Origin of the sequence: Rhodococcus sp. YH3-3, from assembly GCF_001653035.1 — a bacterium.
GTDB classification, from domain to species: Bacteria; Actinomycetota; Actinomycetes; order Mycobacteriales; family Mycobacteriaceae; genus Rhodococcus_F; species Rhodococcus_F qingshengii.
The window spans coordinates 621610-635903 of record NZ_BCWH01000003.1 but is presented as its reverse complement, the minus strand read 5'-3'; the positions used below and the strand labels follow the sequence as shown (position 1 = coordinate 635903).

The window sequence follows — 14294 nt, the reverse complement described above, 5'->3', positions numbered from 1 at the left end:
GCCCCGAAAGCGGTTCACGATGTCGTTGTTCCTCGTCGAATACACCTACGCGCCCGAGAAGAACGCTCAGCGCGACGAAGTCCGTAGCGATCACCGCGCGTGGCTCGCGGATCTGGTTTCCCGCTCGATCGTCTTGTCATCCGGCCCGTTTGCAGATGGAAACGGCGCGCTGATCATCGTCGACGCCGCAGACGCCGACACCGTTTCCCTCCTCTTCACCCACGATCCGTTCGCGATCGCCGATTTGATCGAGAAGGTCCGGATCACCGAGTGGGTTCCGGTGTTGGGTCAGTTCAGCGCCTGAGAGCCCCGGCCCCGGCTTACTCCCCCGCCCGGTCGCGAGTCTTCAACAGGCTCGCGACCGTCGTCACCGCCAATACTCCGATGATCACTCCGAGTGAGAGTGCCGTGGAGATTTCCGGGACGGAGACGTGTTCACCTCCGTTGACGAACGAGAGGGTGTTCTCGTGCAACGCGTGAAGTACCAATTTCACACCGATGAACGCCAGGATTATCGAGAGCCCGTACGAGAGATAGACCAGCCGTTCGAGCAACCCACCGATCAGGAAGTACAGCTGCCGTAGACCCATCAGCGCGAAGGCGTTGGCGGTGAACACCAGATACGGTTCCTGGGTCAGACCGTAGATCGCCGGAATCGAATCGAGCGCGAAGAGCACGTCGGCAAACCCGATTGCGATGAGCGCCAACAACAACGGTGTCACGACGCGCTTGCCGTCGATCCGGGTGATCAGTTTGTCCCCGTCGTATTCCTCGGTTGTCGGCAGCACCCGCTTCACGAGTGAGATGATGCGACTGTCGCGCTTCTCCTCGGCTTCCTTCTCATGCCCGTGATCGCGGATCAGGGTGTACGCGGTGTAGATCAGGAACGCACCGAAGAGGTAGAACACCCAGCTGTACGCATTGATGGCGGCCGCACCGACTCCGATGAAGATTCCGCGCATCACCAATGCGAGGACGATGCCGATCAGCAGGACTTTCTGCTGGAACTCTCGCGGGACGGCGAACGTCGACATGATGATCACGAAGACGAACAGATTGTCGACCGAGAGCGCCTTCTCCGTGACGTAGCCGGCGAAGTACTCACCGCCGTACGTGGTGCCCCAGATCCACATCACGACGAGGCCGAAGACGATGGCGATCGAAATGTAGACCGTCGACCAGAATGCGGACTCCCGGAAGGTCGGCGCATGCGGAGTGCGGACGTGGGCGAAGAAGTCGAAGACGAACAGGCCGAGGATCACCACGATCGTGATTCCCCAAGCCAACGGCGTCACATGCACGGGTTCCTCCGGTCGTCTGTCGACGGCTTCTCCGCCGAGGTGTCCCTACTCGTCTGCAGGTGCCTCATCCGGGTCGCCGCCGCGTATCGACCACAGCAGACCGTCGAGCTCCTCGGGCTTCATGAGCACCTCGCGTGCCTTCGAGCCCTCGCTGGGTCCGACGACGCCGCGGTTTTCCATGAGGTCCATCAGTCTGCCGGCCTTGGCGAACCCGACTCGTAGCTTGCGCTGCAACATCGACGTCGAACCGAATTGACTCGTGATGACCAATTCCACGGCCTGCAGGAGGACATCCATGTCGTCCCCGATGTCAGGATCGACGTCTTTCTTCTCCCCTGCCTTCTGCGCGGTGACACCTTCGGTGTACTCGGGCTCGGCCTGGTTCTTCGCGAAGTCGACAACCGCCGAGATTTCCTCGTCGGTGATGAACGCGCCCTGCATACGGGTCGGCTTACCCGCGCCCATGGGCAGGAAGAGGCCGTCACCCATACCGATGAGCTTCTCGGCGCCGGGCTGATCGAGGATGACTCGCGAGTCCGTCAGTGAAGACGTCGCGAACGCCAGACGCGAAGGCACGTTGGTCTTGATCAGGCCGGTGACGACGTCGACGGACGGGCGCTGCGTTGCCAGCACCAGGTGGATACCGGCAGCACGGGCTTTCTGCGTGATGCGGACGATTGCCTCTTCGACGTCGCGCGGCGCGGTCATCATGAGGTCTGCCAGCTCGTCCACGATCGCCAGGATGTAGGGGTACGGACGGTAGACGCGCTCGCTGCCCAGCGGGGCGGTGATTTCGCCGGACTTGACCTTGGAGTTGAAGTCGTCGATATGACGCACCCGGTTGGCCTGCATGTCCTGGTAGCGCTGTTCCATCTCCTCGACCAACCAGGCCAGCGCTGCCGCTGCCTTCTTCGGCTGAGTGATGATCGGCGTGATCAGGTGCGGGATACCTTCGTACGGCGTGAGCTCGACCATCTTGGGGTCGATGAGGATCATCCGTACTTCTTCCGGCGTTGCTCGGGTGAGCAACGAGACGAGCATCGAGTTCACGAAGCTCGACTTACCCGAGCCGGTCGAACCTGCCACCAGAAGGTGGGGCATCTTTGCGAGGTTCGCACTGACGAAGTCACCTTCGATGTCCTTGCCCAGACCTATCACCAGTGGGTGGTGATCGCGTCGGGTGCTCGGCGCGTTCAAAACGTCGGCGAGGCGAACCATTTCGCGGTCGGAGTTCGGTACCTCGATGCCCACTGCGGACTTACCCGGAATGGGGGCCAGGAGGCGGACGTTGTCGGTTGCCACGGCGTACGCGATGTTGCGCGCGAGCGCGGTGATCTTCTCGACCTTCACGCCTGGGCCGAGTTCGACCTCGTAGCGCGTCACCGTCGGTCCGCGGGTGAAACCGGTAACAGCGGCATCGATCTTGAACTGTTCTAGGACTTCGCTGATCGCCTCGATCATCGCGTCGTTCGCAGAACTGCGGAGCTTGGGCGGGTCTCCCTCGATCAGCAACGTCGTCGGCGGGAGGTTGTAGTCGCCGTCGGTGACCCGATCGGTGACGAAGTGTTCCTTCTCCTCCGGCTCCGGTTCGGGTTTCGGCACGGGCTTGGCGATGGGGACCGAACGCGCAGGCACCTTGGGGCGCGGTGCCGGCGTCTCCACGACGGGCGCTGCCGCAGCCGCGACGGGCTCGTCGGGTACTGCGGTGTCGTCGGCGTTCCACAGACCGAGGACTTCGGTCTTCTTGTCTCTGGATTCGAACTCGTCCGTCGGGTAGTTGTCGATCGGTGCGCGTCGGCTGGTCCGCTTGGCGGGCTTGAGCGGCGGCTCGGCGTAGGTGTCGACCGGGTAGCCGTCGGCGTCGAACAGTGAAGGATCGTAAGCAGATTCGCCGTAGTGGTGCTCACCGTCCTCGTCGAATTCGGATCCGTAGTCGCCGTATTCATCCGAGCGATACGAGGCGCCGAAGAAGGACTGGAACTTGCTCGGCACCTCACGCAGAGTCGTTCCGGTCAGAAGGAGGATTCCGAATCCGGCGGCGATGACCAGCAGCGGCGCAGACAGCCAGACGGTGAGCCCGTTGGTGAGCGGGCCGCCCACGACGTATCCGACAAACCCTGCGCCGTTGGAGCGACCGGTGGCGTCTGTCGGTGAACCCGAGATGATGTGCCAGAGGCCGAGCGCCGGCAGACCGACCAGCAAGGATCCCATGATCAGTCGGGGCCGGATCTCAGGTTTCGGTTCGGTGCGCATCAACAGGATCGCGAGGCCGACGCCGACGATGGGGAGCACGGCCGAGGCCGCGCCGAAGATCGCCCGCACGAGGGTGTCGATGCCGCCGCCGATCGGACCACCGGCCTTGAACCAGACGCCACCGGCGATGACGACGCTGAATGCGATCAGGCCGAGCCACCCGGCTCCGATTCCCTTGCCCACAGCGGCCAACGGGCTGGCCCGCTGAGAGGTTTTCGATACCGGGCGTCGCGCGGCCGACGACGTACCGGACGCCTTCTTGGGCGCCGGCTTGGAGCCTTTGCCCGACGCGGGGCGCCCACCAGCCCTGGCCGAAGTCGTGACATTTCGAGGAGTCGATACGGTTCGCGTGGTGCGCGAGGCACGAGGTTTTGCGGTTGCGCGCGCGCTCGGAGTAGAGGCTGACGACCTGGTCGATGCCCTGGACGTAGACGTGCTTGTACTGGATCCCCGGGCGCTCGACTTACCTGCCATGGAGTTCAGGCTAGTCTGTGCGACCCCATCTGGACCATCCGCAACACCAGCAACACTGGTGGCGAGTGCGAAACGTGATCTTCACAACCCGTCTGTCGAGCTCGGCTCCGGCAGAAGGGGGCCATCAGAAACTGCGATCGAGCGCCATCACGGATTGAACGTCGGCCAGTTCACCTTTGGCTTCGATCTTCACCTCGTTGCGACCGAAAGCGTGCAGCAGCAACTCGGCGGGTTCACCCTGCAGGACAACACTGCGAGAGCCGGATTTGTGGACGACCGCACTCTCGCCGGACGGAAGTTCGAAAATGACCTCGACAGCGGCTTTGCGGTAACCCATCTTGCCGATCTGCCGGGCGTACTTCCACAGCTGAGCCTGCCGACCCTCCGACAACGGACGCGGCGCCCAGTTCAGATGTGCGCGTCGTACATCTTCGTGGTGGACGAACATTTCCGTGGTATTCACCTGCGCGTCGAGCCAGTACATCGGCGACCACCGAGGCGGCCCACTCCGAACGTCGTCGAGGATCTCCTCCCACGGACGCGCCGCTGCGGCCTTACGCACGCTCTCGGTGTGACCGGCAAGAGGGCTCAACATGATTCCGGGAGCGGCGTCGAGACGCCGCTCCCGGACTATCAGATGTGCTGCCAGGTCACGATTGGTCCACTCCCCACACAGTGTCGGAGCATCGGGGCCGAATTCGACCATGCTGTCCACCAGGGCGAGTCGTTCGTCATGAGCGAAGGTCACCTTCGCCAAAGTACTCGAACCGGACCGGGTTCGAGCGGAAGCGACCTGCTGTGCCGAATCTACGGAACCGCGATGACCGTCGGAATGATCATCGGACGGCGGCGGTACTTGTCCGCGACCCAGCGTCCGACGACGCGGCGCACCGACTGCGCGATGCGATGAGCGTCGATGACGCCTTCGCTCGCCAACCGGGCCAGGTCCGATTCCACGAGATCCGCGGCAGCCTTGAGCGCTGTCGGATCGTCGGAGAAGCCGCGACCGGACACCTCGGGGGTGCTGACCGCACGGCCCGTCGACTCGTTGATGACGATGGTGATCGCGATGAAGCCGCCCTCACCGAGCACGAGGCGATCGGACAGCGTCGGCTCACCGACGTCACCGACGGACAGACCGTCGACGTAGACGTGTCCGACCGGTACGCGTCCGACGATCTCGGCGAGGCCGTCCACCATGTCGACCACGACGCCGTCCTCGGCCAATACGATGCGCTCTTCCGGCACGCCGGTTGCCTTTGCCAGCGCGGCGTTGGCACGCAGGTGCCGCCATTCACCGTGGACGGGCATGGCATTGGTGGGCCGAACCGCGTTGTACAGGTAGAGCAACTCACCGGCGGACGCGTGGCCCGAGACGTGAACCTTGGCGCTCTGCTGGGTCACGACGGTGGCACCGCGCTTGGCCAAACCGTTGACCACGGCAAAAACGGAGTTCTCGTTGCCCGGGATCAGCGAAGACGCGAGAACGACAAGGTCGTTGGCGCGGATGTTGATCTGACGGTGTTCGCCGCGCGCCATCCGCGAGAGCGCTGCCAACGGCTCACCCTGCGAACCCGTCGAAATGAGCACCAGGCGATCGTCGGGAAGGGTGGCGGCGGTGTCGATGTCTACGACGAGGCCGTCGGGCACCGTCAGGTAGCCCAGATCCTGGGCGATCTGCATGTTGCGGACCATCGAGCGGCCGACGAAGACGATGCGGCGGTTGTACCGAGCGGCTACGTCGACGACCTGCTGGATACGATGCACATGGCTGGCGAACGATGCCACGATGACGCGCTGCTTCGCCTTGCCGATGACGTTGTCGAGCACTCCCCCGATTTCGCGCTCGGGTGTGACGAATCCCGGAACCTCGGCGTTCGTCGAGTCGACGAGGAACAGGTCGACGCCCTCGTCGCCCAGGCGGGAGAATCCGGCGAGGTCGGTCAGGCGGCCGTCGAGAGGCAGCTGATCGAGCTTGATGTCACCGGTGTGCAGTACGACGCCGGCGTCGGTGCGAATCGCGATCGCGAGAGCGTCGGGAATCGAGTGGTTGACCGCGAAGTACTCGCAGTCGAACGGGCCATGGGTGGTGGTGTTTCCCTCGACGACCTCGACCAGGTTCGGACGCAGGCGATGCTCGCGGCACTTGGCGGCAACGAGAGCGAGAGTGAACTTCGCGCCGATGACCGGAATGTCCGCGCGCAGACGCAGCAAGAACGGCAGAGCACCGATGTGGTCCTCGTGTCCGTGAGTCAAGATGACGGCTTCGACGTCGTCCATACGGTCTTCGATGTAGCGGAAGTCCGGGAGGATCAGGTCGACGCCAGGCTGCTGGTCCTCGGGGAACAGCACACCGCAGTCGACGATCAGCAACTTGCCACGGTGCTCGAACACCGTCATGTTGCGACCGATTTCGCCGATGCCGCCCAGCGCGACGATGCGCAGACCCGATGCCGGCGCCTTCGGGGGTGTTCCGAGGCGACCCGTGGGATCGACGGCCGGACGGTTCTCGGGGCGCTTGTTTCCGCGCCCGTTGCCCGACTTCGATGCTGCCGGTCGGTTACCGCCGGAAGATTTGCGCGGCGACCTGTCTTCGGTCGACTTCTTGGGTGCAGCAGATTTGGTGGCAGTGGACTTGGTTGCTGCAGATTTGGTTGCTGCGGCCTTCTTGGGCGGGGCGGCTGCGGCGGGGGCCGCTTCTGCCGCCGGCGCAGCTGGTGCCTCTACCGGTGCGGCCTTTGCGGCCGTTTCGGGAGCCGGAGGCGAAGGCGGACCGGCTTGACGACTGGCACTACGACGTCGGGGGGGACGGGTCATTTACAAAACTCCTGCCGCATGCAGATCGGCGGCAAGACCGTCGATCTGCTCTTTAGTGGGTGCAACCTGCGGAAGGCGTGGTTCTCCGACATCGATTCCGATGAGTCGCAGACCCGCCTTCGAAGCGCTGACACCGCCGAGGCGGGCAACGGAACGAATCACAGGGATCAAACTGAGGTTTATCTCGCGTGCGCGGGCGATGTCGCCGGACACGAACGCGGTGTGAAGGTCACGGAGACGACCCGGAACAAGATGGCCGATGACGCTGACGAAGCCGGTGGCGCCGACAGCGAGCCACGGCAGATTCAGCGGGTCGTCGCCGGAGAAGAACTGAAGCTCGGTGGTGCCGATCAACTCTGCGCCGGCGTTGAGGTCGCCCTTGGCGTCCTTAACGGCCTTGATTCGCGGGTGCTCGGCGAGTCGGCGGATCGTCTCGGTCTCGATGGGAACGACGGAGCGGGGCGGAATGTCGTACAACATGACGGGCAGGTCGGTCGCGTTGGCGACGGCGGTGAAGTGTGCAAACAGTCCGGCCTGGGGCGGACGTGAGTAATACGGGGTGACGACGAGCAGACCGTGCGCTCCGGCGCGAGCCGCGTCACGTGCGAGTTCGACGCTGTGAGCGGTGTCGTTGCTGCCGGCGCCTGCAACGATCTTCGCGCGGTTACCGACGGCGTCGATCACTGCGCGGAGCAGGTCGAGCTTCTCGGACTCGGTGGTGGTGGGAGATTCACCGGTGGTACCGGCAAGAACGAGGCCGTCACAGCCGTTGTCGACGAGATGGGCTGCGAGGCGCACTCCCGCGTCGACGTCCAACTTCCCGTCGGCAGTGAACGGGGTCACCATCGCAACGGAAATGGTGCCGAACGGACGCTCGACAAGAGAAGCGGAATCACCGTAGGTCATGGTCAGAAGGTTACCCGGTTCAGCTCTTACTTCTGCACACGAGTCACGACTCGGCCGCAAATGCGCTGACGGCAATTTCCGATCCGTCGCTTCCGCGAAGAATCTCGTAGTCCCCGAACACATTTGGCGCGACATCACGAAGCTGACGCAGGCACTCGACCGCGACTCGCCGGATCTCGACATCCGCATGTTCGGTGGCACGCATCTCGACGAAGTGCCGCCAGGCCCGATAGTTCCCGGTCACGACCAAGCGCGTCTCGGTGGCGTTGGGCAGCACCGAGCGCGCAGCCTGCCTGGCTTGCTTGCCCCGCATCGGGGCACCGGGCACCGATTGCAGTTTCCCTTCGAGGGCAGTCAGCAGTTCCCCGTAAGCGCGACGGCTTTCATCGGTGGCATTCAGAAACAGTGCTTCGAGCTCGGGATCACCTTCGACAGCAGGAGGCACGACGACGTTTGCATCGTTCTCACGGACGAATCGCTGCGAGAGTTGCGAGTACGAGAAGTGCCGGTGACGAATCAATTCGTGAGTGCACGAGCGCGAGATACCGGTGATGTAGAAGCTCACTGTCGCATGCTCGAGCACCGAAACGTGTCCGACCTCGAGCAGATGCCTCAGATAGCCGGCGTTGGTTGCGGTTCGCGGATTCGGCTTGGACCAACTCTGGTAGCAGGCTCGACCGGAGAACTCGACCAGCGCTTCGCCACCATCCGCGTCCGTCTCCCACGGAATGTCCTCGGGCGGGAAGAACTCGGACTTCGCCACCAACTGCACTTTCAGTGACACCGTGTTCGGCACAACCCACTCCTCGACAAGCACGAAACGACCAGCACGAAACCCGGGCGCCGTTCGCCTCAGGTGCTGGGCAACTCTATAGCGGTCGACCGCCCTCGATACCGAGTGACGTCATCACATCCTTGACTGACGTCACTTTTGACGCCACTGTGGTGTCATGGACATTTCGGAGTACACCGCAAAGCTGCAGAACGACCTCGCCACTGCAGCCGAACTCGGCGACGATCACACGCGCCGGATTGCGGCGTCGTTGTCCGCCGCCATCGAACCCTCGGTCCGCCTGGTCTTGTTGGCCGCGGCGACGGAACTGGCCAAGGAGATCGGGGCGAAGCTGGGCGACCGAGAGGTCAAGGTGAATCTCGACGGAAGCGAATTTCTGGTCGACGTCGTTCGCCCGCCGAACTCGACCGGCGGCGAGGGTGCAAACGAGAAGGCAGACGACGAGAAGAAGGACTCAACCTACTCGTTCGACGACGTCAGCGGAGATATCAGCCGGGTGACGTTGAGGATGATGGAGCAGATCAAAGCCCGCGCCGAGGAGGCCGCCAATCAGAACGGAGTCTCCCTCAACTCGTGGGTTTCACAAGCCGTCCAGGGCGCATTGCGGGACCAGATGCGCAAGAACGGCATGGACTAGCTCGACGCCAACCCGATCACCGAATGATCTAATTGCGCAACTGCAGTAATCACGAACCGTTGCCGCAAGGCGAGAAGGAGCACGTTCATGGCCGTTTCGGGCGTCAAGGAATTCGAGATCAAGGCTGATCCGGAAACGGTGATGAAGGCCGTAGCAGCCGTCGATCGGCTGCCGGAGTGGTCGTCTGCACACAAGAAGATCACCATCGAGAGCACCCACGACGACGGTCGCCCCCATCGCGTTCGCATGGCCGTGTCCATTCTGGGAATCAACGACGAGCAGGTAGTCGACTACACCTTCGAGGGCGACGAGAAGGTGACCTGGACCCTCGTGGAGAGCGGTCAGCAGAACCAGCAGGACGGCTCGTACGTCTTGACTCCCACCGACGGTGGAACCAAAGTCACCTTCGAACTGACCATCGATCCCAAGATCCCGCTGCCGGGCTTCCTGGTGAAGAAGGCACAGAAGACGGCGCTGGAAACAGCGAGCAAGGGCCTGACGAAGTTCGTCGAAAACTTCTGAGCGCACACGCAATTCAGGCGGCCCTTACTTCCGGCGTTCATCGCCGGGTAGGGGCCGTTTGCCGTGAAGCCGAGCTGTGTTTTCGCGGAAGTCCCTGCCGATGTTGAAGATTCGCCGGTAGCCGGGGACCGCCCGGAGTAACGTCGGCCGCGTGTCCGCCGAGACCGCAGAGCCCAACTCCATGGCACCCGTGCGCATCCTCGTCTACAGCGACGACGCACACACGCGCGAGCAAGTTCGGCTCGCTCTCGGAGAGCGCCCACATCCGTCGATGCCCACCATCGACTACATCGAGGTCGCGACGGCACCGATCGTCGTAGCCAAGCTCGATGCCGGCGGAATCGACCTCGCCATTCTCGACGGCGAGGCGAGTCCGGCGGGCGGCATGGGCGTCGCGAAACAACTCAAGGACGAGATCGCCGACTGTCCACCGATCCTCGTACTGACCGGTCGACCCGACGATGCGTGGCTGGCGTCGTGGTCGAGAGCGGAAGCCTCAGTGCCGCAGCCGATAGATCCGATCGAACTTGCTTCCACCGTCATCGCGCTTCTGCGTCGACAACTGAGCCGGTGAGCACCCGTTGCAGCGGTGATTCGTTGCGGCGCCGACTACTTCGGACTTTCGAGAGCGAAACTCGGCACCCCGAAAACGAACCCAATGTCGGAGGCCTCCCCTAGTGTGGGTGTCGCAGGTCACATAAGTATCGAATTGCTGGCAGTATCGAAATCGAACGGCACCTTCGGGCTGGGCGGACATCCGCACAGCGGAGAGGAGTTCGGGTGACATGAACGCTTACATCCCCATTCTCGTCCTCGGGGTCATCGCGATGGCCTTCGCTGTGGTGTCGGTTGTTCTCGCGTCCGTGGTCGGCCCGAAGCGGTACAACAGGGCGAAACTCGAAGCCTACGAATGCGGAATCGAACCGGCACCCCGTACCGCCGGTGGCGGGCGGTTTCCCGTCAAGTTCTATCTGACGGCAATGCTGTTCATCATCTTCGACATCGAGATCGTTTTCCTCTACCCGTGGGCGGTGCATTTCGATTCGCTCGGCTTGTTCGGCCTCGCGGCGATGGGCCTTTTCATAGTCAACGTCTCGGTGGCATACGCATACGAATGGCGACGAGGCGGTCTCGGTTGGGACTAGGCCAGCGGACACAGGTACAGCACACATACGTCAGACAAAACCGGTCACACCGCAGCTGTTACGACTGAAAAGAGTCGGTTATGGGTCTCGAAGAAAAGCTCCCCAGCGGATTTCTACTGACCACTGTCGAGGGCCTGGCAGGGTATGCCCGCAAAGGATCACTGTGGCCTGCCACCTTCGGGCTCGCGTGCTGCGCGATCGAGATGATGGCAACCACGTCAGGTCGCTTCGACCTGGCGCGGTTCGGCATGGAGGCATTCCGCGCGTCGCCGCGACAGGCAGACCTTCTGATCGTGGCCGGGCGGGTCAGTCAAAAGATGGGGCCGGTACTTCGTCAGGTCTACGACCAGATGGCCGAGCCGAAATGGGTTCTGGCCATGGGTGTGTGTGCGTCGTCCGGCGGTATGTTCAACAACTACGCAGTGGTACAGGGCGTCGACCACATCGTGCCGGTCGACATCTACTTGCCCGGCTGTCCGCCGCGGCCGGAGATGCTCCTGAACGCGATCATCGAACTGCACCGAAAGATCCAGGAGATGCCCCTCGGCGTGAACCGCGAAGAGGCACGCGCGGCAGCCGAGCGCGCCGCACTGGCATCCACCCCCACCATCGACATGAAGGGGCTTCTGCGATGACCGCGGGCAACAACGGATCGAGGGGGATGTTCGGGGTCCGCGGCAGTGGTGACACCTCGGGCTACAGCCGGCTCGCCCCGCCGATCTCAGTAGAGGACAAGGCCTCTCGACCGTTCGGTGGATACTTCGACGAAGTTGCGGACTCCTTGGATGCCGCATTGCGCAGCGCGGGCAGCACTTTCACCGATGCAATCGAGCGGGTAGTGATCTTTCGAGACGAGATGACGCTGCATGTCGAACGGTCTCACCTCCCGCAGGTCGCGCGCAGACTGCGCGACGAATCGGAACTGCGCTTCGAACTTTGCCTGGGTGTCGATGGAGTCCACTATCCGCAGGACACCGGTCGCGAGCTCCACGCCGCATATCCATTTGCTTCGATCACGCACAACCGCCGGATCAGACTGGAAGTGTCCGTGCCGGACTCCGATCCACATATTCCGTCCATCGTCGGGATATACCCCACCAACGATTGGCACGAGCGTGAGACCTACGACTTCTTCGGGATCGTCTTCGACGGTCACCCGGCCCTGACCCGTATCGAGATGCCCGACGACTGGAAGGGCCACCCACAGCGCAAGGACTATCCGCTCGGCGGTATCCCGGTCGAGTACAAGGGCGCCCAGACTCCTCCACCCGACGAGCGTAGGTCGTACAACTGATGAACGAGACGACAGGAAGCAACTCCGGTGCCACGACGGAAACCGTCGTCACAGCATCGGGTCAGGACTGGGACGACATCGTCACCGCGGCCGCTCGCCAGCGAACCGGCGAGGCCGAACGGATCGTGGTCAACATGGGCCCGCAGCATCCGTCCACTCACGGCGTCCTGCGCCTCATTCTCGAAATCGAGGGTGAGACAGTCGTGGAAGCTCGGTGTGGAATCGGCTACCTGCACACCGGAATCGAAAAGAATCTCGAATACCGGAACTGGACGCAGGGCGTCACTTTCGTTACTCGAATGGACTACCTGTCACCGTTCTTCAACGAAACCGCGTACTGCCTCGGAGTCGAAAAACTTCTCGGCATCACCGACGACATTCCCGAGCGAGCCACCGTCATTCGCGTGATGATGATGGAGCTCAATCGAATCTCGTCGCACCTTGTCGCCCTGGCAACCGGTGGAATGGAACTGGGCGCCGTGACGGCGATGCTGTTCGGATTCCGCGAACGCGAATTGATTCTGGACGTGTTCGAGACGATCACCGGACTGCGGATGAATCACGCCTACATCAGGCCTGGTGGTCTCGCTCAGGATCTACCCGACGGGTCGGTCGCGAAGGTACGAAAACTGTTGAAGGTCCTACCGAAACGGTTGCGTGACGTCGAACTGATGCTCAGCGACAACTCCATCTGGAAAGCCCGCACCCAGGGAATCGGATATCTCGATCTCACCGGCTGCATGGCGCTCGGCGTGACGGGGCCGGTCCTACGCGCCACGGGTCTCCCCCACGATCAGCGTCGAGCGCAGCCCTACTGCGGCTACGAGAACTACGAGTTCGACGTCGTGACGCACGACGGATCCGATTGCTACGGAAGGTACGTCATCCGTGTCGAGGAGATGAAGGAGTCCCTCAAGATCGTCGAGCAGTGCCTCGACAAACTGCAACCGGGGCCGGTCATGGTGGACGACAAGAAGATCGCCTGGCCTGCCGATCTCGCTGTCGGACCGGATGGCCTCGGCAATTCGCAGAAGCACATCGCCAAGATCATGGAGTCGTCCATGGAGGGTCTGATTCACCATTTCAAACTGGTCACCGAAGGAATCCGCGTGCCGCCCGGCCAGGTGTACGTCGCCGTCGAGTCCCCGCGTGGCGAGTTGGGTGTGCACATGGTCAGCGACGGGGGAACCCGGCCGTACCGCGTCCATTTCCGGGATCCGTCATTCACCAACCTTCAAGCGGTAGCGGCGATGTGCGAGGGAGGCATGGTGTCCGACGTGATCGCCTCGGTTGCCAGTATCGATCCCGTCATGGGCGGAGTGGACCGATGACCGGCCCGAACGGCTCGTCACGGGTGTTCATCGAACTCGGGCCGCGCCCGGACGAGCCCACGCAACTGGTACGCCCTGGCGCACGATCGAGTTATCCGCCTGACGTACTCGCCCGACTCGACGCCGATGCCGAAACCGTCATCGCTCGTTACCGTGAGCCTGACGCCGCGGCGACCACCAGTCGATCAGCCCTCCTGCCGCTCCTTCATCTCGTGCAGTCCGAGGACGGGTACATCACCCCGGCCGGGATCGATTTCTGCAGTGCCAAGCTGGGTTTGACCGGCGCCGAGGTTGCCGCCGTTTCCACCTTCTACTCGATGTATCGCCGTGGTCCGACGGGTGAGTATCTGGTCGGAGTCTGCACCAACACGCTGTGCGCGATCATGGGCGGAGACGACATCCTCGCAGCACTCGAAGAGCATCTCGGGTCAGCAGGCTCCAGAGACGAAGGCGGACACTCCATCTCGACGTCCGACGGCAAGATCACCCTCGAACACATCGAGTGCAATGCGGCGTGCGACTACGCCCCCGTCATGATGATCAACTGGGAGTTCTTCGACAACCAGACTCCGGAATCGGCGCGCTCACTCGTCGATGCGCTCCGCGCCGGAGAGCGCGTGACACCCAGTCGCGGTGCCACACTGTGTTCGTTCCGACAGACCGCACGCACCTTGGCCGGGTTCCCCGATACGCGAATCGAAGCAGCCGAAGCACAAACAATCGGCGGGGCAACTCTTGCCGGACTGCGTATCAGCCGATCTCACGACGACAACCCACCCGGTTCGGCCTCAGCAGCCGACGCTCCCGGCGAAGGGAAGTGA

Annotated in this window: 15 protein-coding genes; 9 read left to right on the top strand and 6 right to left on the bottom strand. The window is 62.8% G+C overall.

The features are described from left to right. Positions 1-19 precede the first annotated feature (19 nt). A complete protein-coding gene (locus tag YH3_RS28215) occupies positions 20-304 on the top strand; it encodes a YciI family protein (RefSeq protein WP_003942124.1) in 285 nt (94 codons plus the stop codon). 16 nt (positions 305-320) lie between these two features. Here YH3_RS28215 and YH3_RS28210 read toward each other — a convergent pair whose 3' ends face one another. From YH3_RS28210 to thyX, 6 genes are all read right to left on the bottom strand, one after another. Further along, on the bottom strand, positions 321-1301 hold the full coding sequence (locus tag YH3_RS28210) for a TerC family protein (protein WP_019748181.1): 981 nt from the start codon (positions 1299-1301) through the stop codon (positions 321-323). A 45-nt stretch (positions 1302-1346) separates the two neighbouring features. Next, entirely contained in the window at positions 1347-4028 is a 2682-nt protein-coding gene (locus tag YH3_RS28205; RefSeq protein WP_082920695.1) for a DNA translocase FtsK, read from the bottom strand. 124 nt (positions 4029-4152) lie between these two features. Beyond that, positions 4153-4776 (bottom strand): TIGR03085 family metal-binding protein, encoded by a 624-nt coding sequence (locus YH3_RS28200; RefSeq protein WP_003942175.1) that lies wholly within the window; start codon positions 4774-4776, stop codon positions 4153-4155. A gap of 59 nt (positions 4777-4835) precedes the next feature. Next, on the bottom strand, positions 4836-6845 hold the full coding sequence (locus YH3_RS28195) for a ribonuclease J (RefSeq protein WP_064444525.1): 2010 nt from the start codon (positions 6843-6845) through the stop codon (positions 4836-4838). Then, complete coding sequence (gene dapA, locus YH3_RS28190; protein ID WP_003942142.1) at positions 6846-7751, bottom strand: 4-hydroxy-tetrahydrodipicolinate synthase; 906 nt, start codon at positions 7749-7751, stop codon at positions 6846-6848. It lies immediately after the preceding gene. 43 nt (positions 7752-7794) lie between these two features. Then, complete coding sequence (gene thyX / locus YH3_RS28185; RefSeq protein ID WP_003942250.1) at positions 7795-8547, bottom strand: FAD-dependent thymidylate synthase; 753 nt, start codon at positions 8545-8547, stop codon at positions 7795-7797. 154 nt (positions 8548-8701) lie between these two features. Here thyX and YH3_RS28180 point away from each other — a divergent pair, with 154 nt between their 5' ends. The 8 genes from YH3_RS28180 (at position 8702) to nuoE (ending at position 14294) form a co-directional block, all read left to right on the top strand. Next, positions 8702-9181, top strand: a complete 480-nt coding sequence (locus tag YH3_RS28180; protein ID WP_064444524.1) for a toxin-antitoxin system HicB family antitoxin — start codon at positions 8702-8704, stop codon at positions 9179-9181. An 87-nt stretch (positions 9182-9268) separates the two neighbouring features. Continuing rightward, entirely contained in the window at positions 9269-9703 is a 435-nt protein-coding gene (locus YH3_RS28175; RefSeq protein WP_003942203.1) for an SRPBCC family protein, read from the top strand. Positions 9704-9884: 181 nt separating this feature from the next. Beyond that, on the top strand, positions 9885-10277 hold the full coding sequence (locus YH3_RS28170; protein WP_042450864.1) for a response regulator transcription factor: 393 nt from the start codon (positions 9885-9887) through the stop codon (positions 10275-10277). A 211-nt stretch (positions 10278-10488) separates the two neighbouring features. Then, complete coding sequence (locus YH3_RS28160; RefSeq protein WP_003942165.1) at positions 10489-10848, top strand: NADH-quinone oxidoreductase subunit A; 360 nt, start codon at positions 10489-10491, stop codon at positions 10846-10848. An 80-nt stretch (positions 10849-10928) separates the two neighbouring features. Beyond that, positions 10929-11483, top strand: coding sequence for an NADH-quinone oxidoreductase subunit B family protein (locus YH3_RS28155; RefSeq protein WP_003942234.1), 555 nt, complete (start codon positions 10929-10931; stop codon positions 11481-11483). Further along, on the top strand, positions 11480-12142 hold the full coding sequence (locus tag YH3_RS28150) for an NADH-quinone oxidoreductase subunit C (protein WP_042922617.1): 663 nt from the start codon (positions 11480-11482) through the stop codon (positions 12140-12142). The genes YH3_RS28155 and YH3_RS28150 overlap by 4 nt, the downstream gene beginning before the upstream one ends. Continuing rightward, complete coding sequence (nuoD, locus tag YH3_RS28145) at positions 12142-13473, top strand: NADH dehydrogenase (quinone) subunit D (RefSeq protein ID WP_064444523.1); 1332 nt, start codon at positions 12142-12144, stop codon at positions 13471-13473. The genes YH3_RS28150 and nuoD overlap by 1 nt, the downstream gene beginning before the upstream one ends. Then, a complete protein-coding gene (gene nuoE / locus YH3_RS28140; RefSeq protein ID WP_003942123.1) occupies positions 13470-14294 on the top strand; it encodes an NADH-quinone oxidoreductase subunit NuoE in 825 nt (274 codons plus the stop codon). The genes nuoD and nuoE overlap by 4 nt, the downstream gene beginning before the upstream one ends.